General features: G+C 68.5%; 27 protein-coding genes and 2 pseudogenes. 9 read left to right on the forward strand and 20 right to left on the reverse strand.

Annotation, left to right across the window (positions count from 1 at the left end):
• Positions 1-11: 11 nt before the first annotated feature.
• The 11 genes from ACZ3H8_RS37105 to ACZ3H8_RS37155 form a co-directional block, all read right to left on the reverse strand.
• Positions 12-542 (reverse strand): hypothetical protein, encoded by a 531-nt coding sequence (locus tag ACZ3H8_RS37105; protein WP_467409317.1) that lies wholly within the window; start codon positions 540-542, stop codon positions 12-14.
• Positions 542-865 (reverse strand): antibiotic biosynthesis monooxygenase family protein, encoded by a 324-nt coding sequence (locus tag ACZ3H8_RS37110; RefSeq protein ID WP_467409318.1) that lies wholly within the window; start codon positions 863-865, stop codon positions 542-544. Before ACZ3H8_RS37110 ends, ACZ3H8_RS37105 begins: the two co-directional genes overlap by 1 nt.
• Before the next feature lie 15 nt (positions 866-880).
• Entirely contained in the window at positions 881-2,107 is a 1,227-nt protein-coding gene (locus ACZ3H8_RS37115; protein ID WP_467409319.1) for a ketosynthase chain-length factor, read from the reverse strand.
• Entirely contained in the window at positions 2,104-3,369 is a 1,266-nt protein-coding gene (locus ACZ3H8_RS37120; protein WP_467409321.1) for a beta-ketoacyl-[acyl-carrier-protein] synthase family protein, read from the reverse strand. The genes ACZ3H8_RS37115 and ACZ3H8_RS37120 overlap by 4 nt, the downstream gene beginning before the upstream one ends.
• Positions 3,370-3,372: 3 nt before the next feature.
• On the reverse strand, positions 3,373-3,789 hold the full coding sequence (locus ACZ3H8_RS37125; RefSeq protein ID WP_467409322.1) for a cupin domain-containing protein: 417 nt from the start codon (positions 3,787-3,789) through the stop codon (positions 3,373-3,375).
• On the reverse strand, positions 3,786-4,829 hold the full coding sequence (locus tag ACZ3H8_RS37130; protein WP_467409323.1) for a methyltransferase: 1,044 nt from the start codon (positions 4,827-4,829) through the stop codon (positions 3,786-3,788). Before ACZ3H8_RS37130 ends, ACZ3H8_RS37125 begins: the two co-directional genes overlap by 4 nt.
• Before the next feature lie 62 nt (positions 4,830-4,891).
• Positions 4,892-6,418, reverse strand: coding sequence for an amino acid adenylation domain-containing protein (locus tag ACZ3H8_RS37135; RefSeq protein WP_467409325.1), 1,527 nt, complete (start codon positions 6,416-6,418; stop codon positions 4,892-4,894).
• 88 nt (positions 6,419-6,506) lie between these two features.
• Positions 6,507-6,995 carry an SRPBCC family protein gene (locus ACZ3H8_RS37140; RefSeq protein ID WP_467409326.1) on the reverse strand — a complete coding sequence of 163 codons (489 nt, stop codon included), beginning with the start codon at positions 6,993-6,995 and terminating at the stop codon, positions 6,507-6,509.
• Positions 6,992-7,243: an acyl carrier protein gene (locus ACZ3H8_RS37145; protein ID WP_467409328.1), complete on the reverse strand. Its 252-nt coding sequence runs from the start codon at positions 7,241-7,243 to the stop codon at positions 6,992-6,994. Before ACZ3H8_RS37145 ends, ACZ3H8_RS37140 begins: the two co-directional genes overlap by 4 nt.
• Before the next feature lie 25 nt (positions 7,244-7,268).
• Entirely contained in the window at positions 7,269-8,630 is a 1,362-nt protein-coding gene (locus tag ACZ3H8_RS37150; RefSeq protein ID WP_467409329.1) for a methyltransferase, read from the reverse strand.
• 1,101 nt (positions 8,631-9,731) lie between these two features.
• A complete protein-coding gene (locus ACZ3H8_RS37155; protein WP_467409331.1) occupies positions 9,732-12,086 on the reverse strand; it encodes an ATP-binding protein in 2,355 nt (784 codons plus the stop codon).
• A 228-nt stretch (positions 12,087-12,314) separates the two neighbouring features.
• On the opposite strand from ACZ3H8_RS37155, the pseudogene ACZ3H8_RS37160 reads away from it, so the two are divergent.
• Positions 12,315-12,717 (forward strand): annotated as a pseudogene (locus tag ACZ3H8_RS37160) (helix-turn-helix domain-containing protein); the annotation flags it as partial.
• Between the two features lie 858 nt (positions 12,718-13,575).
• On the opposite strand, the gene ACZ3H8_RS37165 reads toward ACZ3H8_RS37160, so the two are convergent.
• Positions 13,576-14,820, reverse strand: a complete 1,245-nt coding sequence (locus tag ACZ3H8_RS37165) for an IS110 family RNA-guided transposase (protein WP_467409332.1) — start codon at positions 14,818-14,820, stop codon at positions 13,576-13,578.
• Positions 14,821-15,362: 542 nt separating this feature from the next.
• On the opposite strand from ACZ3H8_RS37165, the gene ACZ3H8_RS37170 reads away from it, so the two are divergent.
• On the forward strand, positions 15,363-15,503 hold the full coding sequence (locus ACZ3H8_RS37170; protein WP_467409333.1) for a hypothetical protein: 141 nt from the start codon (positions 15,363-15,365) through the stop codon (positions 15,501-15,503).
• Positions 15,504-15,617: 114 nt separating this feature from the next.
• Entirely contained in the window at positions 15,618-15,887 is a 270-nt protein-coding gene (locus tag ACZ3H8_RS37175; protein WP_467409335.1) for a hypothetical protein, read from the forward strand.
• Here the strand turns inward: ACZ3H8_RS37175 and ACZ3H8_RS37180 are convergent.
• Entirely contained in the window at positions 15,880-16,326 is a 447-nt protein-coding gene (locus tag ACZ3H8_RS37180) for a cupin domain-containing protein (protein WP_467409336.1), read from the reverse strand. The genes ACZ3H8_RS37175 and ACZ3H8_RS37180 overlap by 8 nt on opposite strands.
• Before the next feature lie 314 nt (positions 16,327-16,640).
• On the opposite strand from ACZ3H8_RS37180, the gene ACZ3H8_RS37185 reads away from it, so the two are divergent.
• Positions 16,641-17,285 (forward strand): class I SAM-dependent methyltransferase, encoded by a 645-nt coding sequence (locus ACZ3H8_RS37185; protein ID WP_467409338.1) that lies wholly within the window; start codon positions 16,641-16,643, stop codon positions 17,283-17,285.
• Positions 17,286-17,432: 147 nt separating this feature from the next.
• Here ACZ3H8_RS37185 and ACZ3H8_RS37190 read toward each other — a convergent pair whose 3' ends face one another.
• Positions 17,433-17,909: an SRPBCC family protein gene (locus ACZ3H8_RS37190; protein ID WP_467409340.1), complete on the reverse strand. Its 477-nt coding sequence runs from the start codon at positions 17,907-17,909 to the stop codon at positions 17,433-17,435.
• Between the two features lie 111 nt (positions 17,910-18,020).
• Between ACZ3H8_RS37190 and ACZ3H8_RS37195 the strand changes: the two genes are divergently transcribed.
• Together ACZ3H8_RS37195 and ACZ3H8_RS37200 are read left to right on the forward strand one after the other, a co-directional pair.
• Positions 18,021-18,398 (forward strand): DUF6059 family protein, encoded by a 378-nt coding sequence (locus ACZ3H8_RS37195; protein WP_467409341.1) that lies wholly within the window; start codon positions 18,021-18,023, stop codon positions 18,396-18,398.
• Positions 18,395-18,817 carry a nitroreductase/quinone reductase family protein gene (locus ACZ3H8_RS37200; protein WP_467409342.1) on the forward strand — a complete coding sequence of 141 codons (423 nt, stop codon included), beginning with the start codon at positions 18,395-18,397 and terminating at the stop codon, positions 18,815-18,817. Before ACZ3H8_RS37195 ends, ACZ3H8_RS37200 begins: the two co-directional genes overlap by 4 nt.
• Positions 18,818-18,852: 35 nt before the next feature.
• On the opposite strand, the gene ACZ3H8_RS37205 is transcribed toward ACZ3H8_RS37200, so the two are convergent.
• From ACZ3H8_RS37205 to ACZ3H8_RS37220, 4 genes are all read right to left on the reverse strand, one after another.
• On the reverse strand, positions 18,853-19,038 hold the full coding sequence (locus ACZ3H8_RS37205) for a hypothetical protein (RefSeq protein WP_467409344.1): 186 nt from the start codon (positions 19,036-19,038) through the stop codon (positions 18,853-18,855).
• 646 nt (positions 19,039-19,684) lie between these two features.
• Complete coding sequence (locus ACZ3H8_RS37210; RefSeq protein ID WP_467409346.1) at positions 19,685-20,134, reverse strand: hypothetical protein; 450 nt, start codon at positions 20,132-20,134, stop codon at positions 19,685-19,687.
• Positions 20,135-20,237: 103 nt separating this feature from the next.
• On the reverse strand, positions 20,238-20,408 hold the full coding sequence (locus ACZ3H8_RS37215; RefSeq protein WP_467409347.1) for a hypothetical protein: 171 nt from the start codon (positions 20,406-20,408) through the stop codon (positions 20,238-20,240).
• The gene (locus ACZ3H8_RS37220; protein WP_467409348.1) at positions 20,389-20,694 is read right to left on the reverse strand and encodes a phosphopantetheine-binding protein; all 306 of its coding nucleotides are present in this window, start codon (positions 20,692-20,694) and stop codon (positions 20,389-20,391) included. Before ACZ3H8_RS37220 ends, ACZ3H8_RS37215 begins: the two co-directional genes overlap by 20 nt.
• A gap of 1,206 nt (positions 20,695-21,900) precedes the next feature.
• On the opposite strand from ACZ3H8_RS37220, the gene ACZ3H8_RS37225 reads away from it, so the two are divergent.
• From ACZ3H8_RS37225 to ACZ3H8_RS37235, 3 genes and pseudogenes are all read left to right on the forward strand, one after another.
• Positions 21,901-22,572, forward strand: a complete 672-nt coding sequence (locus ACZ3H8_RS37225) for a response regulator transcription factor (protein ID WP_467409350.1) — start codon at positions 21,901-21,903, stop codon at positions 22,570-22,572.
• A gap of 407 nt (positions 22,573-22,979) precedes the next feature.
• The gene (locus ACZ3H8_RS37230; protein ID WP_467409351.1) at positions 22,980-23,390 is read left to right on the forward strand and encodes a RidA family protein; all 411 of its coding nucleotides are present in this window, start codon (positions 22,980-22,982) and stop codon (positions 23,388-23,390) included.
• A gap of 129 nt (positions 23,391-23,519) precedes the next feature.
• Positions 23,520-23,668: pseudogene (locus ACZ3H8_RS37235) on the forward strand (NF041680 family putative transposase); the annotation flags it as partial.
• 92 nt (positions 23,669-23,760) lie between these two features.
• Here ACZ3H8_RS37235 and ACZ3H8_RS37240 read toward each other — a convergent pair.
• On the reverse strand, positions 23,761-23,889 hold the full coding sequence (locus tag ACZ3H8_RS37240) for a hypothetical protein (protein WP_467409352.1): 129 nt from the start codon (positions 23,887-23,889) through the stop codon (positions 23,761-23,763).
• A gap of 42 nt (positions 23,890-23,931) precedes the next feature.
• Positions 23,932-24,123: a hypothetical protein gene (locus ACZ3H8_RS37245; RefSeq protein ID WP_467409354.1), complete on the reverse strand. Its 192-nt coding sequence runs from the start codon at positions 24,121-24,123 to the stop codon at positions 23,932-23,934.
• Positions 24,124-24,280 lie beyond the last annotated feature (157 nt).

Here is a 24,280-nt window from a genome sequence, read left to right on the forward strand (position 1 = left end):
GGCGGCCCCTCCTACCCCCCCACCCCCGCCCACCGATCCGGGCCCAACCGGCCGGGCGTGATGCGCCGCGGGGCTGCCGTCGCGCGCGCGCGCGGGGGGGGGGGGGGGGTGTGCCCGCCCCCCCCCCCCCCGCCGATACTTCCCCCGAGGAACGCGAAGTCGAGCGCGGCGACGACGACGGGCAGCCCCTCGACGCTGCCCGTGCCGCACACCACGGCGTCCGCGTTGCCGGTGCGGCGTCGGCTCTTGGCGAGCCGCCGCGGATAGGGCTCGGTGTCGACGAAGCCGAGAAGATCCCTCGTTGCCACCTCGGCCCCGAACCGGCTCAGCCCCTCGGGGTCGAGCAGCAGGCCCAGCCGCTCCTCGACGCCCAGCCGCGCGTGGTGTCGGCACTCCGGGCACACCTTGAGGTTGCGCTCCCACCGCCGCCGGTAGACCAGCGCGCCGCAGCCGTCGCAGCGCAGCCAGTCGTCCTCGGCGCCGCCGAACCGCGAGTGCGTCCTCGGCGCGGCGGATGCGGGCGCCGCGGGACCGCGGACCATCAGTGGTCTGCCTCGTGCGCGTACTCCACCGAGCAGTAGATCGGGTCGATGTCGGCGAGCCGCTGGCAGGCCTCGAAGTGCTCTTGGACGTCCGAGTGCGTCTGCATGGCGTCGAAGTCCTCCTTGCTGCGCCACTGCGTGTAGTTGACGACCCGCGTTCCGGCGTGGCCGACGTGGATGTTGCCCGACACATAGCCGGGGAACTTCCGGATGATCTCGTTCGCCCGGGCGATCTCGTCGAACATCCGGCGCTGGTTGTCCGGGGTCACCTTGAAGACGTTGATGAGCGTGTAGTACTTGAGGTCCGGTGAGATGTGAGCCATCGCTTCCTCCTCCGTTCAGGCACTGCGGACGACGAGCGCCGAGTTGAATCCGCCGTTGCCGCGGGCGACGACGAGTGCGTTGCGCACAGGGATCTCCCTGCTCTCCCCGGCCACCACGTCGATCTCGTATTCGGGCGGGACGTCTATCTCTTGCGCCGCGGCCGGGATCACGCTGTCGCGCATCATCAAGAACGCGGCGACGACGTCCAGGACCGCGCCGCCGGAGTAGAGCCGGCCCGTCATGCTCTTCGGCACCGCGACCGGGACCCCGTGCGGTCCGAAGACATTCGTGATCGCCGCCGCCTCGGCCGCGTCGAGGCCCGGCAGCCCGGCCGCGTCGGCGAGGACGACGTCGATCTCGTGCGGCTCCACCGCCGCGTCCGCCAGAGCGGCCCGGATCGCCCGCCGCAGCGTCGGGGGCCGCCCCGAGCCCGGTGCCGGGTCGAACGTCGCCGCGTAGCCGGCGATCTCGCCGTACACGCGGCCGGCGCCGCGCTCCCGCGCGGTCTCGGCGTCCTCAAGGGTGAGCAGGGCGCCCCCTTCACCCGGCACGTACCCGGATGCGGCGCGGTGGAACGGCAGGTAGGCGCGGCGCGCGTCCCGCTCCCGGCTCAGCCGGCCGGTGGGGATCTGGGCGGCCAGGCCGTAGGGGCACAGCGGGGCGTCGATGCCACCCGTGATCGCGACGCGCAGGGTGCCGTTGCGCAGCAGCCTGCGCGCGTGTGCCAGGGCGTCGCAGCCGCCCGCCTGCTCCGAGACCACCACCGAGCTGTGGCCCCGGATGCCGTGGCGGATCGAGATCTGGCCGGCGTTCGCGGCGTAGAACCAGGCGAAGGACTGGTAGGCGCTGACCCGATGCGGGCCCTCGCTCCACAGTTTCTGCACCTCGAACTGGCCGAACTCGAATCCGCCGCAGGCGTTCGCGGTGATCACGCCCACGTCGTACTCCCCGAGTGTCCCGGGGTCCAGTGTGGCGTCGCGCAACGCCCACTCCGCGGCCGCCAGGGAGAACTGGGTGGTGCGGTCGGTCTGCGGGACCAGCCGCCGGGGCAGGTGCTCGTGCGGGGCGAAGTCGGGTACCTCGCCGCCGATGTGCACCGGATACGACGACGGGTCGAACCGGCTGAAGCGCGCGAGACCGCTGCGCCCGGCCAGCGTCGCGTCCCAGTAGGCGTCGAGTCCCAGGCCGTTCGGTGCCACGACGCCGGCCCCCGTGACGACGACGCGCCGGCGGTCGCTCATGGCGCCCACCGCCGCGGGCCGACCAGGATGCCGGCGCTCTGGAACCCGCCGAACCCGCTGGCCACACTGAGCGCGATGTCGACGCGATAGTCCCTGGCGACGCGGGGTATGTAGTCCAGGTCGCACTCGGGGTCCTGCTCGTACAGGTTCGCCGTCGGCGGCACCGCGCCGTGCTCGATGGCGAGCGCGCACGTGGCCAGTTCGATCGCCCCGACCGAGCCCAGGGCGTGCCCGATCGCCGCCTTGATCGAGCTCACCGGCGTGCGGTAGGCCGCCTGACCGAGGCTCCTCTTGAACGCCACGGTCTCGTGGAGGTCGTTCTGCTTGGTTCCCGAGCCGTGGGCGCTGATGTACTCGACGTCCTCCGGGTTGATGCGCGCCTGGTTCATCGCCACCGAGATCGCCTCGGACATCTCCCGGCCGTCCGGCCGCAGGCCGGTCATGTGGTAGGCGTTGCACCGGGTCGCGAACCCGGCGAGTTCCGCGTAGATATGCGCGCCGCGCCGCCGGGCGTGTTCATACTCCTCCAGAACGAGGATCGCCGCGCCCTCGCCGAGGACGAAGCCGTCGCGGTTGCGGTCGAAAGGCCGGCAGGCCCGAGCCGGGTCGTCGTTGTTCGGCGACGTCGCCCTGATCGCGTCGAAGCAGGCGACGGTGATCGACGAGATCGGCGCGTCGGAGGCCCCGGTGACCACGACGTCGGCCGAGCCGTCCCGGACCAGTTCGAAGGCGTGGCCGACCGCGTCCATCCCCGAGGTGCACCCCGTGGACACGACGGTGGTCGGTCCCTCGGCGCCCACCCTCCAGGCGACCTCGCGCGCCAGCGACGAGGGCACGAAGTAGTCGAACAGCCAGTCAGCCGCCCGCTCGTGATCGACGAGCCAATGCTTGCCACTGTCGCTGACGGTCACGTACTGGCTCTCCAGGCCCATGCTGCAACCGATGGCGGTGCCGACGCTGACCCCGACGCGTTCCGGGGAAGGCGGGTCGTCGTCCAGGCCGCTGTCACGCATGGCCTCGCGCAGCGAGACGATCGCGAACTGGACCATGCGGTCGAACTTGTCCGCCTCGTGCTCGGAGAAGCCCTCCGCGGCCGGGTTCCAGTCGACCTCGGCCGCTATCCGGGAACGGAACCGGCTCGCGTCGAACAGCGAGAGGGGGCGTGTCGCGGTCTGACCGGACGTGATGAAGTTCCAGAACCTTTTCTGGCCGACACCGCCCGGGGCGCATATGCCTATCCCGGTGAGTACCACTCTGCGCATCGCTCACCCTCCTACGGACGGCGGCGGCTCCGCCGCATTCGGAACCGGATCCACCTCCACGTGCCCCAGCTCCGGGCTGGGCGCGAGCGGCGTGATCTGGAAGACGGCCACGGCCGTCAGGTCGCTTCTGTTCTCGTAGCGGTGCCGCGTGCCGCGCGGGATGAACACCGCGTCACCGTCTTCGGCGGCGGAGTCCTCTTCGTCGATGCGCAGCGCGAAACTGCCCCGGACGACGAAGAGGAACTCGTCGGAGTACGGGTGGCAGTGCGTGGCGACCGACTCCCCCGGCTGCAGGGTCACCGTGCCCAGGAAGCCCGATCTCGCCCCCACCGAGGCCGGGGTCAACAGCGCCCGGATGGCGCCGCCGAGCCGCCTGCTCGGCACGACGTCGCCCACCGAGACCTTCCGCGGGCCCTTCACCGGGCCGGCCCGGTTTCCGCGACGGCCGTGGCGGCGCCGGCCGGCGCCGCCACGGCCACGTGGAAGGCCAGCCCCGGCACCGGGCGGTGGGCGACGCCTCCGAGTCCCGCCGCGGCCAGCATGCGGTCGTATGCCTGCTCGGAGTGGACGTTCCCCTCCGAGGTCCACGCCAGCATGAGGATGTCGAACAGGTAGGGCGTGGGATCCTCGGCGGGCGGCTTGCCGGAGGTGGTAATTCCCACGACCCCCAGCCGCCCGTCCGGCTTGAGCACTGACGCCGCCCGCTTCAGCAACTCCGTCGCGCGGGCCTCGGAGAAGTGGTGCAGCACGTTGGTGACGAGGACCAGGTCGTAGGGGCCGCCGAGGGGTGCCTGGAACATGTCGCCGGCCAGGTAGTGCGCCCGCGCCACCACGCCCATGCGCATGGCGTTCTCAGCGGTCACCGCCAGGACGTTCTCCCAGTCCAGCGACCACACCATGGCTTGCTTGTAGCGCTGCGCAACCGTGTATCCGTACACGCCGTGGCCGCATGCCAGGTCGAGGACCTTCAGTTCCCGCCGCCCGCTCGCCCACGGCTCGATCTCGTCCGCCAGGGTCGCGGCGGTCGGTTCGGCGAACACCGTGGCGTGGGAGGCGAAATCCTCCCAGTAGTCGTACTCCGGCGTCTCCGCGTTCTCGTCGAGGACGGTCCGGCCGTGGCGTACGGCGTCGCCGATCCGTTTGAGCGCGTCCCACTCCCGGTCGCCGGCGAACACATGCACCACTCCGCCGACGTAGCCGGGCCGGTCCCGGACCAGAAGCTCCGCGGTCTCCGGCAGCAGCCAGTAACGCCCGCCGTCCATCTCGACGACGCGGATGGCCGCCAGCGCGTTCAGCAGGGTCCTCGTGCCCCGCGGACTCGCCCCGATGCCGGCGCCGACCTTCTCGGCGTCGGTGGGGCCGTCGGCCAACTGGTCGAAGACTCCCAGTTCGATACCGGCCCGCAGCAGACTCGTCTGCTTGTACGCCTGCATCATTCCGAACAGCGATTCCCGGTTCATATCCACTCACCCACCATCCGGCGACATCCCTTGACGTTGTGTCACGACAGCGATTCGTTGTCTCATTGCAGCGTCTTGACGATCGCCGAGCGATCGATCTTGCCGTTCATGTTGAGGGGGAACCGGTCGAGCCGGGTGAAGGAGCGCGGCACCATGTACCTGGGCAGACGGTGCCGCAGCGCGGTGTCCAGCCGCTCGCCGTGGCGCTTCTCGCCGCCCTCGCACTCGCCGGTGTACACGGCGTGCAGCACCGACCGGCTGTGCGCGTCCGGCACCGTGACGACGACCGCGTCCCGCACCCCCGCCTGCTCGCGCAGCGCCGACTCGATCTCACCGAGCTCCACCCGGTATCCGTGCACCTTCACCTGGTGGTCGAGGCGCCCGAGGTGGACCAGCGTGACCCCCTCGCGCCGCACCAGATCCCCGGTGCGGTACCACCATGGGTCCTCGACCGGTCCGTCGCCGCCGCACACCGTCGCCCGCCGGCCGTCGAAGCTCATGAAACGGCCGGTGTTGGCGACCGGATCCAGATAGCCGGCGAAGCGCTGCGGTCCCCGCACGCACAGCTCGCCGGTCTTCGCGGGCCGGCCGCTGTCGTCGACGATGAGCTGCTCGTGGCCGGGGTACAGCGTGCCGATGGGCACCGTTCCGTTCGCCGGGACCGACCAGTCCTCGGCGTCGCGGGGAAGCCGGAACTGCGTGCAAGTGAGGGTCAGCTCGGTCGGCCCGTAGAGGTTCTCGACGACGCTGCCCGGGGCGGCCGCCCGCCACGCGTGCGCCTGCTCCAGGGTGAGCTGCTCGCCGCAGAACAGGCTCCACCGCAGGCCGGGCATGCTACCGCTCGGCAGCCGGCCGAGCTGGAGCGCGACCGAGACGACCGACGGCACCGAGAACCAGTGCGTGATCCGCTCCCGTGCGACGAAGCGGGCGGGCGCCAGCATGTCGGCCCGTGCGGGCACGACGAGTGTCGCGCCCGACCCCCAGGTGGCGAACAGGTCGAACACCGAGAGATCGAAGGTCGTCTCGAAGGTCTGCGTCACCCTGCTGCCCGGTCCGAGCTCGTAGCGCGGGATGACGTGGCCGAGGTAGGCGGACACGTTCCGATGGCTGATCGGCACGCCCTTCGGTGTCCCCGTGGAGCCGGAGGTGAACAGGATGTACGCCACGCCGTCCGGCGACGTCGTCACCTCTGGCAGGTCGGGCACTGGTCTCCTGCGCAGCCGCCCCAGCCGGGCCTCGCCCGCGTGGAGCGTGGTCTGCGGGAGGCTGAGGCGCGCATCCGCCGAGACCGCCAGGTCGACGCCTGCCGCCGCCGCGACCGTTTCACTGCGCACCTTCGGCCACGCCGGATTGAGCGGCACAACGACGGCGCCAAGCCGCTGGATCGCCAGATATCCGGCGTAGGTCGCCACCGTGCGGTCGGCGCACAAACCCACGACGGCGGGCGGGCGCTCGTTGGTCTCCACGATGTCGGCTGCCAGATTTGCGGCGAGCGACTCCAGTTCGGCGTAGGTCAGGCGGTCACCACCGGCTTCGAGCGCCACTTCGTGGCCGTACCGGGCTGCGGCAGCGGAAAACCAGTCGTACATCGTGCGATCATCTGTCATGTGAGCCGTCCGGTTCGCTCGCTTGGATCACGCCGTGGGCCGATGCCCCTCGGGCAGCCGCGCGGGGAAGTCACCGCCCGCTTTTCTCCAGATCGGGTGTCTTGCCCTGCGCTGCCGCCGCGGCTTCGACCTTCTTCTTGATGACCGCCATCTGGGTCAGCGTGTTCTCGTTGATGTGCTTGGTGGCGCCCGCCTCGCCGAACGGCGCGCTCTCCTTCACCGCGAACTCCTGTTGCCAGCGCATCCGGGTCCCGCCGTTTTCCGGCAGGTACTCCCAGTGGAGCTTCATAAACTCGAACGGGCCGGTCTCGACGCGGTGAGCACGGGCGGTCCTCGTCCGGGGGTCCATCGTTCGCTCGCTCACCCAGCTCCACACCGTGCCATCGTCGTCCGGGTGCATGGTGAGCCGGAAACGAATGGTGTCGCCTTCTTCGTGCAGCACGTCCACGGCCGCGTACTCGGTGAAGAGGGTGGGCCACGAGCGTACGTCGTTGGTGATGCGCCAGACCAGTTCGAGCGGCGCGTCGATGAATACCGAGTTGTCGGTCTTGCTGGTCATGACGAGCTCTCCTTCAGCGCGTTGGTAACGAAATCGACGATCTGCTCGATGCTCATCTCCACCGTGGTGTCCGGCAGTGCAACACCGAACCTCTCCTTCACGGTTACCTCGAATTCGAGAACACCGAGGGAGTCGACGCCCAGTTCGGCGAGGGTGGCCGTCGGCGACCTGTCGACCATTTCACCGTGAAGGCCGACCTTTTCCGCGAGGATGTCCTTCAGCTGGCCGTAGCAGGGACTGGCAGGCATTACCGCGTCCTTGCTTGACGGGATGTCATACGGCCTTGCATTCAAGGAGCGGCATCTGCCAGTGGGAGAGCCACGGCCCCTTCAGCAGAGTGAAACCGGTGTGCTCCAGCAACCGTGTCCAGTCCTCCAGCGTGCGCTCCCGCCCTCCGTAGAGGACCAGCATGTCGATGTCGAGGAACTTGAAGTGGTCCCAGTCGTTGCCCGGCCTGAGCACCCAGTCGATCACCAGCAGCCGGGCGTCGGTGTTCCCGATCGCGGCCCGGACCTTCCGCAGGACGTTCTCCGCGGCCTCGTCCGACATCCAGTGCAGTACGCCCTTGAACAGGTAGGCGTCGTACGAGCCCGGGATCGGGGCGGTGTCGAGGTCGCCGCCCTCGACGGTGACCCGGTCGGCCACGCCGTGCTCCGTGAAGATCGCCCCGGACTTGGCCACCGCGTCCGGATAGTCGAGCAGGTAGCCCTTCATCTTCGGGTTCCGGCGCAGAAGCTGCGCCAGGAAGAACCCGTCGCCGCCGCCGAGGTCGGCGATGCTGCCGTACTGGTCGAGGCGGTCGACGTCGGGCGAGCCCGCGATGAACTGACGGCTCCAGAAGGCCATGAAATCGTCGAAGAACGTCCGCGCCTCAGGGTGCCGCTCGAAGTACTCAGAAAGCGGCATTCCATGGGCCTTCTCAAAGGCCGGAGCACCCGTCCGGACACTGTGCAGGATGTCCTCGAAGGGGCGCGCGGTCATCTCCATGTCGTTGTACCCCACCATCGGCAGGACGCCGAACGCGTTGGCGGAGCGCAGGCCGTCGGCCAGCTCGGTCATTCCGAAAACCCGCTCGGGCCCTTCGGCGAGCACCCCGAGCGAAGCGGCGCAACGCAGGATGCGGTACAGCGACTCCTCGTGCGCGCCGGTCTTCTCTGCGATGGTGCCGACGGGCAGCGGACCGTCCTCGAGGACATCCGCGACACCGAGCTCCGCGAGGACATGGACGACACGCGACAGGCGGCCGGCACTGGCCAGCAGCGTCACCTGCCACGCCCGGACGTGGTCGGGTATGAAATTGATGGTCGGATTCGGCTTCGCGTCACTCTTGTTCGCGGCCATGGATTTCTCCTCCTTCGCCGGCCTTTCACCAGGATCGGCAGAATTGATGATCTCGTTGATCTGGCCCAGAACCTGCCGGGGTGTACGCGACTTCATATCGCCGAGGGAATCCTCCGACAGGTCGACGCCGTACTGGTGCTTCACTTGGCTGACGAGCTCCAGCAGCGCGAGGGATTCGTACCCGAGATGCTCGAACAACACATCGATGACGCTGCCATCAAAATCTTCCTCACCCGGCCCGCCAGCATAAGTCTCGATCAGATCGATGAACTCACCAAGCGTGATCTCCTTCATGACCTCATACTCTTCTCGGAGAAGGGGAATTCACACAGAAGGAGGCGCCTAACGGTTGGCAACTGCCGCGGCCAACTGGGCTCACACGTTAGGCGCCCGCCATCAACCTCCGCAACAAAGACCACCCGGAAAGAAGCAGGATTGGACAGGAGATGTAGCTGAATACACCGCGCGCCGTACATATCCGGTGCATTCTTCTCTTCGCTCGCCTACCGGCGCGCGCCACAGTAAAGTGTGAGGTGGATTCGGCTCACCGAGTGGGCGGTCGACTTCATAACCCTGGGGCCGTTCCCACACATTGCGGGCTCCGCTGACTGCGCGTATTCCGTGGGCCTGGGTGTGTCGACATCCAGGCATGGAAGGCCTCGATGTGCGCCTTGGTGACGTCGGCCGGGTCCTACAGCGGCCGGAGCCCCTTCTCCTGGGGCTCCGGCCGCTGTCGCCGCGGCGTCGGCGTCCAAGGCGGGCGAGTACCCGTATCGGGCGAGCTGGGCGGCGGCCAGAGGGTAGTTGCAGGCGGGTGGTCTCCGGATAGTTGCCCGACGCGGGCTACGGTCCCAGTCGCTCGGAAAGCCGCCCCGGTCACCCACACGCCAGCAGTGATCTTGTCCAGGTCCAAGAGGGGCTCGGCGGAAGCCTCCGAGTCAAAGGGAGGTGGAGCGGCGTGCTTGACCCCGGAGAAATACGCGGCCGCGTCCATGCCGTGTGACCCCAAAGGGGTCCCAGCGACCGGGTTTCCCTGGCTGCCTCTGCCAGTTGGAGCCCTACCGCGCCGCGAACTCGGCGTACCGTGTGTGGGCGCTTCGAATGGGCGCGCCGCACAACGCCGCCACGACGCCACCAACCTGTTTGCCGCCCTCATGAGACCGACCACGTCGGCGACCTTCTCCGCGAACGCGGGCGCCGACCGTCGTACACCTGTGGTGCGCCGTCGGCCTCACGGACATCGGGATCGGCCGCTCCGCGGTGCTCAAGGCCTCCTGCGGACCGGTGTTCGGCACGATGGCGCCCAGAGGGAGCGGACGCCGGCACCGGCTGAGCCGGGCCAGGAGGATAGGAGGAGTGGCCTTCAGACGCCCGTCGGCGCGCGCGCCGAGGCCGTCAGTCCGGCAGGGTGCTCTCGCGCGCCGGATCGGTGCCCGCAGCTTTGGGCAGGGCCAGATGCCCCGCCGCCGCCCACACTGCGACCTGAGCCCGGGACCGGACGCTGAGCTTGTCCCGGATGTGCTGCAGGTGTGCGTCGACGGTGCGCGGGGAGACATGGAGCCGGAGGGCTATCTGGCGGTTTGTCATCCCGTCGGCGACCAGCCGGGCAACCTCGCGTTCCCGCTCGGTGAGGCAGGGACCCGCCGTACCGGCGGCGAACCCCTGCCCGTTCCACACGTCCTCCAGAGCGTAGGCAAGAGCGCCTTTGGGAGCCAGTCGGCACCCGGCAGCCACAGCGTTGTCGGCCTTGGAGCGGCCGAGCCGGCGACGGCACTCGTCGATGACCAGTTCCACGCAGTGCCGCCACACGGGGTCCGGTTCCCTGCGTATCCCGCGGATCGCCGAGGCCGCGCCGGCCAGGCGCAGCGCCCGCTCGTCGTGCCCCTGCCGTGCTGCCGTGACCGCCAAGCCCTCGAGTGCGCGCGGTGTTTCGTAGCCGTTGCAGCTGGCCTGCAATGACTCCTTGAACCAGGTCTCCGCGTTCCACGTGTCCCCCCGGGTCAGGTCCAGCGCGCCGACGGTGTGCAGGACGGCGGCCAGGAGGGTCGACTCGCTCTCCCCCCGAATGACCGGCAGTATTTCCTCCAGCAGGTCGGCCGCCCGGGCGACGTCCCCGGCCCGCAGGGTGACCCAGGCGAGACTGTGCAGCCAGCGCGCCGTGTGTCCCGGGCATGCCAGCGGCCGCACCGTCTCCAGGCTCTCCTCGAAGCAGGACCGGGCCACGGCAAACTCCTCGCGGGCCATCCGCACCAGTCCAAGAACTCCCAGGGCCTCGCCTAGGACGAGGGGGCGGTCGAGAGTGCGCTCGATCGCGACCGCCTCCTCGGCCGCGGCCAGCCCCTCACCGTGCCGACCCTGCCAGCAGTCCAGCCACGCCGCCTGCTGCAGTGCGGAGCTGCGATGGCGCGGACCGGTGTGCGCGTGGTCGAGGGCGGACCTCAGCAGGGCGCACGCCTCGGAGGTGTCCCCGTGCTCCCAGGTGCACCGGGCTGCGGCAACGGCGAGCGGGGCATGGCGGTCGTCACCGCGGCCGGCCGTCCACGCGGCGGCCCGCAGCAGATTGCCGCGCTCGTCGTCGAGTCTGCGCAGCGTGTCCGCACTGGCGAACACCCGCTCGGGGAGGGACTCGACGAATCTGGCCAGCCAGGTTGCCAGGCGGTCGTGCACCGCCTCCGACTCACCAGCAGCATGGAGCCGCTCCAGCCCGTACAGGCGGATCGACTCCAACTGGAAGAAGCGCGCGCTGCGCCGCCGTTCGCCGGCCGGGGCCACCAGGGACTTGGCCTCCAGGCCGGACATCGCCGTAAGCACCGCACTGTGCGGGATGTCGTCGTCAGCGCAGACCGCAGTCGCCCCGGCCAGGTCGAACCCCCCGTCGAAGACCGACAGCCGACGGAAGACGGCCTCCTCGCGGGCTTCGAGCAGCTGCGTGCTCCAGTCGATGGCCGCCCGCAGACCCCGGTGGCGGCCGGCGGCGGTCCTGGGCGCCACGGTGAGCAGGGTGAAGCGGTCGTCGAGCCGGGCCAGCAGCTCCTCGACGGGCAACAGCCTGACCCAACGGGCGGCCATTTCCACCGCCAGCGCCATGCCGTCCAGCCTCGCGCAGATGTCGGCGACGGCCCCCGCGTTGGCGGCCGTCAGCTCGAAGCAAGGCACCTGTTCGCGCGCTCGGTCCACGAACAGCCGCACCGCGTCTGACCCCGGCGCCTCCGAGGCCATGCCCGCGCCTCCGGGGTCCGGCAGGGACAGCGGGCCGACCGCGAACGTGACCTCGCCAGACACACGCAGCGACTCCTGACTGGTCGCCAGCACTCGCACGCCCGGGCAGCGGCGCAGCAGAGTGTCGGCCAGTCGGGCACACGGTTCGATGATGTGCTCGCAGCCGTCGAGCAGTACCAGCACGCGGCGGTCACTCAGCGCGGCGGCCATCGTGTCGGTGACGGGCTCGCCGGGCCGCTCAAGGACTCCCAGCGCGGCGGCGACAACCGGAGCCAGAAGCTCGGGGGCGGTTAACGAGCAGAGATCGACGTACGTTGTCCCGTCGACGCAGGTGCCCTGACGGGACGCCAGCTCGACCGCCAGCCGCGTCTTGCCCACGCCGACAGGCCCGAGCAGAGTGAGCAGCCGGCACTGCCCCAGCAGCCGTTTCAACTCGCCCAGCTCCCACTTTCGCCCGACGAAGCTGTCCAACGGACCGGGGAGGTCCGCGGAGTGCAGCCCCGTGCGCCGGGTAGGGACGACCTCGGACAAGGGGCCTCCTCGGTTGTCCAAGTGGGTGGGTGTCAGGTATCACGGGACCTGCGCCAGCCTCAGTTCAACCTGTGCGCGCACACACGGAGCAGCAGGGTACACGCGGGACGCGTGCCGCGACCCGTGTGCCGTTTCCGCACACGCGCCACCATCGGCGGTCCGCCGCCGCTACTGAGGTTTTCGGTTGAGGGGTGACCGTGGTGCCGATGGTGGGTGTATCCCTGTGACCTGCGGTATCCCGATGGGGGGCGGCCTCACCGCGAAGCAGCGGGCCCAGAGGGAGCAAGTGCGGTTTGAGGCCGCCGAGTTATTCGCGCAAGGGGTGACGCCGCCGCAGGTCACGCGGCGACTGCGGGTCTCCCCGAAGTCTGCCTACGCCTGGCATGCCCGCTGGCGCCAGGGCGGGATCGAGGCACTGCGGTCCAAGGGGCCGTCCGGCCGTCCGTCACGGATGAGGCCCGAGTGGCGGGCCTGGCTGGCGGCACAGCTGGAGAAGGGTCCGGCTGCACACGGCTGGACGGAGGACCAGCGGTGGACGCTGGCCCGGGTGGCCACCGTGATCGCGCGGCGCTTCCATGTCCGCTTCAGCCCGGCGCAGACCTGGCGCATCCTGCACCAGATGGGCTTCACGGAACTCTGCCTGCCGTTCCTCGTCCTGGGTATGGGTCATCCGCCGGCGAGCAGTCGCGCCAGCTTGCCCGGCAGATGTGGCGCGAAGCGGCGCACCCCTCGCGGGGGTCGAGCGTGGCGGGCCGATGGCTCAGGAGCAGGTGCGCGAGTTCGTGCAGGAGGATGCCGAGTCGATGGACCGGGACTCGCGCGGCAGACGATGTACGTTCCGTCCACGAGCTGCGCCGTACGCAGAGCCGCGTGTCGTACCCGGCCCGAATGTGAGTTCGACACTCGCGCCGAGGTGCTTGCTCGTCAGCTCGCCCACAAGGCGGCAGGCGTCGCGGTAGGTCGCCGTCTGGGGAAGGTTGAACTGCTCGACCATTTTGTGCGTTGACCACGAACGTTCGCCGGGTCTGGTGACACGCCGGTCGATGTTCGCGGCATGGGGGTCTGTCGGTCTCACTCTCGATTGCAACGTGGTCGCTGTTGAGGGTGAGGTCGTACAGGGCAGAGCCGGTCAGAGCGCGACGGTGGACCGATGAAGAGGGGGCAAAAGCTGCAGCAGAGCGTTCGTCCGGACGGTGAACGTCGGCCGGGAACGGCTGCGGCAGATCCTGTGCGAGCACGGGATCTCCTTCCAGCGGACCACGCGCCTGGAAGGAGTCCAAAGACCCCGACAAGGACACCAAACTCGACCGCATCGAGCATGTGACAGCCGGTTCCCGGACCGGTGTTCCGCGTTCGACGAGTTCGGACCGCTGTCGATCCGGCTCTGCACGGCTCCAGCTGGGCCGAGGAGAAGAAACCGGACCGGCTGCCGGCCACCTGTCACCGCCCCCACGGCATCCGGTACTTCCACGACTCTTAATGGGTTTAGTCAAGCAGCCTGACCCTCTCCGGCCGCCTTCTCACGGGTGGGGTTGTACTCCCTCTCATAGAGCCGGCCGTCGCGGAGCATGGCCCACAGGACGGAGACTCGCTGGCGAGCGACAGCGATCACGGCCTTCTTGTGACGGCCCTTGTCGTGCGTGTAGCCCTTGTACTTGCGCAGGTACATCTCGTTCTCCCACGTCCCCGCGGTCAAGCACGCGACCTGGCTCGACAGGAAGAACGCCCGCTGGAGCGGGCGACTGTACTGAGTCGGGCGCCGACGGTTCCCCGTGTTCGATCCGGAGTCACGGGAGACTGGGGCCATTCCCGACGCGACAGCGAGCCGCCCAGCGGTCGGAAACCGTGAGATGTCGCCAATCGCCGCGAGCAGTTCGGCCGCGAGAACTCCGCCGAATCCGGGCATGGAAAGGACGATGGGCGCCTGGGGGTGCTGGGAGAGAAGGTCCTTGACCTTCTTCTCTAGCTCCTTCAGGCGGCTGTTCATCTCCGTGATCTTTTGGGCGAGTTCGGCCACCAGCTCGGCCGCCAGGTCTTCTTCACTGGCCGCTGATTCCTGGGCCTTGGCGGCTGTTACGGCCTTCTCCGCGACGGTTGCTGCCTTCCTCACCCCGCGCTTGGCGAGCCAGGCAGTCAGCCTGCTCTCGCCCATGCGCCGGATGGACGTTGGCGTCTGGAATCCGGACAGGAGGACCAGCGGCCCTGCGGACTGGGCGAAGTCGAAGGACCGCTCCAGTTCCGGGAAAATGCTGGTCAGGAGAGCCCTCATGCGGTTGATGGTCCTGGTGCGTTCGGCTGACAGGCTGTTGCGGTGGGCCAGGATCAGCACGAGTTCCTTCGTCAGCCTGGGCGGTGCCGGTACAGGGACCGTCTGACGTCGAAGGCAGCGGGTGAACTCGGCAATGATGTATGAGTCCTTCAGGTCGGTCTTGCCCTGACCGCTAAAGCTCTTCTTGAAGGCCGCGAACTTCGAGCCGGTGACGTACCGCGGGTTCTGGCCGTGACTAGCCAGGACTCCCAAGAGCAGAGATGCCGGGCCGTCAATGAGATCGAGAGCCCAGGTCACATGGTCGGACATGCCCATGGCCTCACCGAATGCGGCCAGAATGTCGGACTCGGAGTTGACCACCTTGCGGTTCCACAGCGACTCTCCGTCGCTGTCGACCACCGTGATCCAGTGATGTCCTTTTCCTACGTCGATCCCGGCCCATACCTGTGGTGGCCGCTGCGTCATCTTATTTCTCCAGCTCGATCACGGACGGGGGCGCCGGGCCACCCCTGGAGCAAGTCCGTACGAGCGATCGAATCGCAGCTCTTAATCAGTTAGTGAGGGTGGCCTGAAGGCTGGCCGACGCAGTCTCGATGAGCCCCTCTACTGGGCAGGCGTTTGAAAGTCGCATCCAGCCTTCCAGGCTGTAGATACAACGATCATCAGACAGTAGGGGCACCCACCGGCAAGTCCGTACGAGCGATCGAGTCGCCACTCTTAATCAGCAGTCATGGGGCGCCCCGGAAGGCCGGCCGACGGAGTCGTGGAGAGCCCTTTGATGGGCAGGCTGCTACGAGTCGCATCCGAACTTCCTGGCTGGACGCGGAGTTTACAGCCCGACCGGGTGCCCACCTGCACGCCCGTACTGTAGCGATCCTGATCGCAGCTCTTAATTAGCAGCGAAGGCGAGCAGCGGCACCGGTGTCCCGGGGCTGCCACTCATGCCCGATCGAGCCTGCTTGAAGGGTACGGGCTGCTACAGCCTCGGCGATGACCAGCTGTGAGGCGTGACCCGCCGTTTGCTGACGCTGCACGTCATCACCTCCATCGGATGGATGAGCCAGGTCCTGGCAATGCTCGTCCTGACCGCCTTCGGGGCGGCCGCCGACGACCCGGGGACCCGGGTCAGCGCGTATTCGATGGGGTGATGCTCGATCTGCACGTCCTGGCCTACCTGGCGAAGCCGCTGGGGGACGCATGCCTGAGGGCCGCGGGGCGGGGTCAGCACGGGCCGGCGGGCCAGCTCGGCGATCGGCCTGCTGATGCTGTCCGCGATCGGCTTCAAGACGTGGGTATCGGTCGAGAAGCCGTGGCCGCGTACCCCATGGGCGGACACCGCGCGAGCGTCCGCGAGACACCGGGGTCCGCCCCGCTGGCTGTTCGCCCTGTCCGCCGTGGTGCCCGCGCTCGACTACGCGTTGGGAGCGTTCGTCCTCGGCAGCCTGCCGGTGCCTCTCTTGGCACTGGCGACGGTGCTCGGTTGGGCGGTCTGGCAGGCACGCCGGGCTCCGGTCCGGGCGCGGGTCAGATGAGCAGTTCGCAGTCGTAGCGGCGGAACAGAGTCCGCAGCGTCGCGGGCTCGCGGTCCGGCAGCGACTGGAACTCCTCAAACAGACACGCCGTGTTCGGCGTCATGACGATGAGATAGCGCGCCGGGTCAGAAGCGGGATTCCAGAACGTGTGCGGTACCCCCCTCGGCCCAAGCACGGCGGAGCCGGCGCGCGCTTCGAGCTCCTCCTCGCCGAGCCGGAAGCGGAGCGTGCCGTCGAGCACGTACCAGATCTCGTCCTCGCGGTGGTGGATGTGCGGCGGCGCGATCAGCCGCGGGGGCCCAGGCGGACCTCCCTGGTCCGACCACTGACCCATCAGGAAGGAACAGTCCGGGGTGCCGATTATGCCGTCCATCGGCGGCGCAACCCGCAGCCGCGGGCTCACCTTGCCCATGCGCTCGACGGACATTCCGTCACTCATCGTCATATCGAAAGCCACCACAGATCGGGAGCGGCGATTCCTCGGAGCAGACCTGCTTTCGCGCGTCTTCCGGTTATCGCGAATGCCGGGTTATCACGAATGCGTGGCGCGGTCGGCCGGAACCATTTCCTACAGTGTCGTCGGCGGCGGGCGGAAAGGGCAACCTCCAATGTGCTGATATTGCGTCAGCCGAAGGTGCAGGCCAGTTACATCCATCGTCTCTTCCCTTGCCCCTCATGCCATTTTCAGTTGTCGGAATAAGGCGCCGCCGCATAGCGTATGGCGCGGCCGTAGTCGCGGCATCTGGAGGACCGATGGGTTTGCTGGAGAAAAGACGTCTGACGGACGTGTACCGGGGCGCTGGACGCCCGGAGGCGCTGCCGTGGCACCGTGACGGGCCGCCGCCGCTGCTGGCCGAGGTGGTGCGGGCCCGGGGAAGCGCCGGGCGCGCGCTCGACCTCGGGTGCGGTGCGGGCGCGTTCTCGGTGTGGCTGGCCCGGCAGGGCTTCGAGGTGACCGGCGTCGACTTCGTTCCCGAGGCACTGGCGATGGCGAGGGCGCGCGCTGACGAGGCCGGGGTGGCCCTCGAACTCGTCGAGTCGGACGTGCTTGCCTACACGCCGTCGCAGACGTTCGATCTCGTCCTGGACTGTGGCTGCCTGCACGTCCTGGCGCGGCGGGAGCGTGCCGTCTACCGGCAGCGGCTGTGGAGTTGGCTCGCGCCAGGCGCCGACTACGTACTGGTCCACTTCGGCCGCCGGCACCCGTTGGAATGGTCGTCGGTCGGCCCGCGGCGGCGCACCCCCGAACAGATTCGCGGCTTCCTCGGGGCCCGCATGCAGCAGCGTGCGCACCTGGCGGAACTCTCCCCCCGCGACAGACCGCTGCCGCTCGCACGCAGGGTGCTGATCGGGTCCGACGTGCTGCTGGACAGCTACTGGTTCACCCACCAGGCGTGAACCACCGGGCGTGAACCAGGCCCGGTCCGAAGGGGCTTGGCCCCCGCAGCCGCCGGCGGGTTTCGGAGCGGTCCCCGCCGGCTCCGGAGCCCCGTCGGTAGGGAACGACCGGGCTCCGGCCGGACTTCGGGGCGGGCAGACAGACGGTCAGGCGGGATCGGCGGACTCCCGGTCCACCGCCGCCGCGGCCTCGGTCTTCTCCTTGATGACCGTCATATCAAGCAGCGACTTGTCCTTGATGTGCGCGACCGCTGTCGCCTCGTCGAACGGGGCGTCTGGCCGCACGGCGAACTCCTGCCGCCACCACAGCCGAGTGCCGTCCCCCTCCGGGGTGTACTCCCAGTGCATCTTCAGGAACACGAACGGGGCGCGGTCGAGGCGATGCGCGCGCACGCTCCTCGTCCGCGGGTCCACCGTCCGCTCGGTCACCCAACTGCGCGCCACGCCATCCTCGTCGGGATGGATGGTGAGGCGGAAGCGGACGGTGTCGCCGTCCTCGTGGAGCACGTCCACCGACGCGTAGTCGGTGAACAGCTCCGGCCACGAGCGCACGTCATTAGTCATGCGCCAGACCAGTTCCGGCGGCGCGTCGATGAACACCGAATTCTCGATCCTGCTGGTCATTTCCGGCTCTCCGTTCCGCACCTTTTCGTTTGGACAACGCACCACACGCTAAGTGCCCCCACCTGGCCCCGCAAAGAACTCGGGTCCGGGCGAAGAAGGATGGGACTCCAGATGCAGCGAGATACATCGCCCGCCGTACACCCGCGGCGCATCCGCCAATTCATCCGCCGGCTCCGTGCGGTCCGCCGGTCCGCGCCCTGGTCGTTTCTTCGCGCCGGAATGTGCTGGGCGGGCGCGTTGTACGCGCCAATCCTGTGGCCGAAGGTCCTGCGGACCGAGCTTGCCCGGGAAAACAGAGGAGAACCCGCCCTGGGCACGGCGCAGGCCACGACCGGCGCGGAGAACACGACCGGCCTCGACGAGCCGCCGCAGGGTCATCCGGAGCGGCTCGCCCTCGACGCACCGGCCTCGCCCGCGGAACGCGAGCTGTGGGCGGACATCGAGGACATGGCACCGGGGCGACACCAGCGAACCTCGGAGGGCCCGTGAGCAGTATCAGGGAGCACAACCGGCGGGTGATCGAGGAGTTCCGGGCCCGGGGCGGCACGGTCGGCGGCGCGCTGGCGGGCCGGGCGTTGCTCCTGCTCACGACCACCGGCGCCCGTACCGGCCGCAAGCGCACCACGCCGGTGATGTATGTGCGCGACGGAGCCCGGCTGCTCGTGTTCGCCTCCAGCGCCGGGGCGTCGAGGCATCCCGACTGGTACCACAACTTGGTGGCCCGTCCGGAGGTCACCGTCGAGATGGGCACCGAGAGCTACACCGCAGTCGCCTTCGTCACGGCGGGCGAGGAACGGGACCGGCTGTTCTCGCGGGCCGCGCAGGACCATCCGTTCCTCGCCGAGTACCAGGCGAAGACGACCAGGCAGATCCCGGTGATCGCGCTGGAGCGCCGCCCGGGAGGCTGACGCCCCGGCACCCGGAGACACCGGAGACTAGCCGGTCAGCAGTCGTGGTCGAAAGACGGGACCAGCAGGTCCTCGCGGATCGCGGCCACGCGGCTCGGCGACGGGTCCGCGAGGTAGAAGTGGTCGCCGCAGAACAATCGCAGGCGGAACGTCGCCTCGGCAACGTCCCGCCACGGCAGCAACTCGGCCGGTGCGACCGCCGGGTCGGCATCCCCAGCCAAGGCCGACACCGGGCAGGCGATCCGGTGGCCGGCCGCGCCAGATAGGTGTTGTTCAGCTCGAAGTCGGCCCGCAGGCAGGACAGGAACCGCTCCTGCCAGTCACGCGGCAGCAGCCCCTGCTCCCGTATACCGCCAAACTTGCGTACGACAGTGAGGATCTCGGTGTCGGATCGGACATCGCGGCGGCCCGGCGGGCGGCGCGGGCGATCAGCTCGCCCGCGACGCTGCCGATGCTTCCGCCCAGGAACGCGAAGTCGAGCGCGGCGGTGACGACGGGCAGGGCTGCGATGGTGCCCTCCGCACACCACGGCGTCGGCGTTGCCGGTGCGCGCTGACGGCTGTCCGCGAGCCGCTGCGAGTACGGCACCGTGTCGACGAAGCCGAGGAGGTCCCTCGGTGCCCACCTCGGCCCCGAATCGGGTCCACCCCGGATCGAGCAGCAGGTTCAGCCGCTCCTCGACCCCAGTCGGGCGTGGTGGCGGCATTCGGGGCACACCTTGAGGGCCTTCTCCCACCGCCTGCCGCCGGTAGACGAGTTCGCCACAGCCGCCGCACCCGAGCCAGTCGTCGGCGGCGCCGCCGAACCGCGAACGCGCCCGCGGCTTCACCGGTGCGGTCGGCGGCCGCACCGTGGGACCACGGGCCATCAACTGTCCGCCTCGTGCGAGAGATCTGCCCGGTCGGCCACCCCGTGCTCCGACAGCACCGGTCCGGCCCTGGTTACGGCGTCCGGGGAGTCGAGGAGATACCCCTTCACCTTAGGGTTCCTGCCCAGCAGCTGGGCGAGGAAGAATCCGCCGCCGAGGTCGGCGATCCTCTCGTAGCGGTCGAAGCGCTCGACGTGGGGCGAGCCGTCCATGTACTGGCGGCTCCAGAAGGCCATGAACTCGTCGAAGAAAGCACGTTCATCCGGATTCCGCTCGAAGTGCTCGGGAAACCGAAAGACCGTGGCCTTCTCCAAGGCGGGAACGCCCGTCCGCACGCTGTGCAAGACCTCGTCGAACAGGCGCGCGGTCATCTCCATCTCGTTACACTTCACCATCGGCACGACGCCGTACGGATTCGTGGAGCGCAGGCCATCGGCCAGTTCCGTCATCGCGAAGACCTTCTCCGGGGTTCGGCGAATATCCCGACCGATGCGGCACACCGCAGGACGCGGTGCAGGCAACGCCTCGTGCGCACTGGCCTTCCCAAGGCGCTCACCGGCAGCGGCCCGCCCATGAAAATGTCCGCGACCCCAGCTCCGCCAAGTCGTGGACGATGCGCGACAGCCAGCCGGCACTCGCCAGCAGCGTCACCTGCCAGGTCGCATGGTCGGAGATGACGTCGATGCCCGAAGCCGGTTGTGGGTCAGTCGTCTTCGTGACCACAAAACTCCCCTTCTGTACCGGCCCGCGTATGGGAGCTGACAAGCTCGTTGATCCTGGCCACCACCTGCCGGGGCGTCTGCCTCTTCATCTCGCCGAGGAAGTCGTCCGACAGGTCGATTCCGTACTCGTGCTGCACCTGGCTGATGAGTTCGAGCAGGGCGAGCGAGTCATAGCCGAGCCGCTCGAAGAGAACGTCGATGACACCGCCGTCGAAATCTTCCTCACCCGGCCCGCCCACATAGGCCTCGATCAGGTCGATGAACTCATCGAGCGTGACTTGCTTCACGACGTCTGCTCTTCTCCCTCTGGGGAGAATCCGTGAAAAGCTACCCCACGAAATTCGAGACGCATAGCGGCCTCCATTCGCCACGGCCAACGTGGCCCACACGCTAAGCGGGCTCCCCGGGGCGCCGCAACAAAAAAGCAGTCGTCATGCGCCGGAATGGGCCGGGAGATGTAGTGGAATGCACCTCCCGCCGTACACACCTGGGCGCATTCTTTTCCCGCTCCGCGGGGCCGTGCCGCCGTGAGTGTGCGGTTCATTTCATCCCGTGCTCGTGAGCTGCCGGCTCCGTGGGCCTCGTCCCACTCCCGGCCACGCCCGGCGGACCACCCGGGCGGCACCGCCCACGATCGCGGCACGGGCCCATACTGATACGCAATGGGCCGCCTCAAATTTCGCCACAGCAGTTGTCCTGCCGCGGCGTTGCCGCTACCTTCTCCCCAAGTCGCGGTACTGGTATAGCGATATCCTTCAGATCTTGCCACAAGGGTATGACCGCGGTGCTGCGGCCGCCCCTCCCGACCCCGAAAACCGACGGCAGCGAACAGTCCTACATCTGAGAGGTTCGCGATGACCGGAACTGTCACCAGCCGTCCCCCGAGCGCGGCCGCTTCAGGTTCGGCCGTCACGCCCAAGGTCGAGACCCGCCTCCTTCCGGCCGACTGCCGGACCGGGACCCTTCCCAAGGCGGCCCGCGACCTGGTGGCAGAGCACCTGCCCCCGTGGGGGCTGGCGTCGTTCGTCCAGGACGCCCCGGCCGTGGCTGGCGAGTTGGTCACCAGCGCCGTGCAGCACGCACCGCACGGAGCCGTCGGATTCGCCTTGCAGTACGCCGACGGCGTACTGCGCCTCGAGGTCGAGGACGGCTCCCCAGATAATCCGTTGCCTCGGCAGCCCGGCAGTACGAAGAGCGCAGGCGGGGCTGGTGCAGTACCTCTCCGACACATGGGGATTCCGCAGGAACGCCCACAGCACGAAGACGACCTGGCGCGCGTTTCATGCCCAGTCGACGGCAGACGGCAGCGACTGACCGGCTGTCATGGTGGGATGCGGCGCCAAGTGTTGGGAGGCTTGGCGCAACGCGGGAAAGCCCGCACGGGCCTGTCTGTGCCATTCACCTAACCGCCACAACGAAGAGTCGTCCCGTGTGGAGTCCTGGCCCCCGAAAGATTGGCGAGGCCACTTCCGGCAGGGACGTTGGAGGCGAAAGTGAATCGAAGCGTCAGAGAGGAAATCAGCATCCTCTTAGTTGCCGCCAACACGCTGTTTCGTGAGGGCCTTTCGGAGCTGCTGGCAAGCGACGACACCCGCTTGCGGCTGGTCGGCAACACCGTAGATGCCCAGAGCCAGGACACCATCATGCGGTCGATGAGCGACTGCAGCCCAGATGTGGTGCTGATAGTCATCGATTCCTTCGCCTCTGGGCTGGAGGAGGCGATCCGGCGCCTGCTGCAGAGCTTCCCCGGCACCAGGGTGGTCGTCCTCACCGATCGCAGTGCCCAGACCATTCACCGCCTCCTGGCGCTCGGTGTGGGCGCCTGCCTCGCGATGGGCGTGGGCCGACAGGAACTGGTCGCGATCATCCGTGCGGTGACGCTCGACCCCGACCGGGTGGTCATCTCGATCCCGCGCAACGCGCTGAAATGGCTTGACACCCGGCTGGGCCATCTGCTGTCGGACCGGGAGCTGGAGATCCTCACCATGGCGGCGGACGGTGCCAGCAACGCGCAGATCGCGGAGAAGCTCTACATCTCCGTGGGCACTGTCAAAAGACATCTCAGCAACATCTACGCCAAGCTCCACGTCCGCTCGCGCACGGCGGCCATCAACTCCGCGGTTCGCGGCGGCCTGATCGACCGCTGCGACCTGCCGAGCAGCTGAGGCCGGACTCGGCGAACCTGCCGTTGGACGGCCAGCCGGGCGGCCTCGTTCTGCCGGCCCGGCCACCGCGAGCTTGGTGAAGCCGCCTCACGCGCCGCAACGCGCAACGCGGGCAGAGCAGTTGGGAATGTGTTTGGTGTGTCGTCCATCCAGGGATGATGCAAGCGCCACGCTTCCCACGCAACATCAATTGTCGCCCCTCGGCGGCGGGCGTCAGCGCCCTGTGCTGCCGTCGATCTGCTCGCGCAGAATGTCAGGGTGGCACGGCGTGCCGCGCGGTCTCCTCAATCATGTGCACCAGGACCCCCGGCACGCGAGCCATGCTGGTATCCGAGCACACCTGAGCCACCCGTCCGGCATGCCTCGTTCTTCTCCGCGGAGGGTCAGCCAGCATTGTGGACGCGGACATGACTGCGAAGATCACTCGTATCAACCCCGAGCAGCTGCATAAGACGCCCGGCTATCACCACATCACCGTGGTGGAGACCGTTCGTACGGCCTACCTGGCAGGGCAGTGCCCGCTCGATCGGAGCGGTTCCCTCGTCGGTTCCGGATCCGTTGAGGTGCAAGTCGACCAGGTTGTCGCGAACGCACTCGCTGCCCTGACCGCAGTGTGTGCGGAGCCGCAACATGTGGTGCGCTCCGTGATCTACGTGCGGAGCGACGACAGAAACACTCTGGGGATCGCATGGCGTCGGCTTACCGAATCAGCCCTCGGTCAGGCGTTCACCACCGCCAGCACGCTGTTGGGCGTTGCGCAACTCAGCTTCACAGGGCGGCTCATCGAGGTGGACCTCACCGTGGCGCTGCCCGACTGAGCCTCTTCATCTCCAGGCCTCGAACGACTCCTCGAACTGGGTGGCTCCCCTCGGGATTCACCGGACGTGCGGGCGGCCTTCGTCTGACCATGTGCTCCGACCAAGGTGCACGTGACCACGACGAAGGCCGTGAGAGTGAGTCTGCTGCCTGATGCTGTCCGGAGGGAGCGTTCGCGGACGCGTCACACTTCCGGGCCGAGTTCTACGAGTGTCTGACCGCCCGGCGCGATGAGTTGTTCGAACTGTCGGATGCCGTGCTGTGTGCGGACGGGGCAGTGGGCCACCCGGGAGGCCTGTACGGGCCTCGAGCTCATGACTGAAACCCCCGATCCGCCGATCGCCGGATCGGGGGCGGACGGATCGGTGGTGGTCAGCGGGGCAGGCTCTGGGTGATCCGCCACAGGCGGCGCGGCAGCTCGCCTTCCTCGAAGGCGTGCACCTCCCTCAGCACCCAGCCCTCTGCGAGGGCGTCGACCAGGGCGCGGTCGAAGAAGTGCACGGCGAAAAACCCCCGCGCTCCCCCTCACTCCCCGCTGATCGCCTACCGATCGGGCCTAGGAAAGGCACGGTCCCGCTCGTCCCGCTCGGCCTTCTCCAGGGCCGCGATGGCCGGGCCCTGCGCCGCCGATCTGCGCCGGTCTGTGACCGCTATGACGGTGACCACCACGAGCAGAGGCGTGACCAGGGAAACAACACAGACGACAGCAACGAACAACAACCCAAGCGCTTCCATGGAGCCCCCCTCTCGCCGGGGAGCGTACGCGGCCTGGGCCTTCGGAGTGAGGTGGGTGGGTTCTAACGACCTCGTGCGTGATTGGTGTGCGGTCGTGTTGAGCTCGTCGCCGGTGTTGTGATCAGGTCTGTGTGGTGGGCAGTGCGAGTGCCTTGGT

The sequence above is a fragment of the Streptomyces sp. NPDC002868 genome, assembly GCF_055563295.1.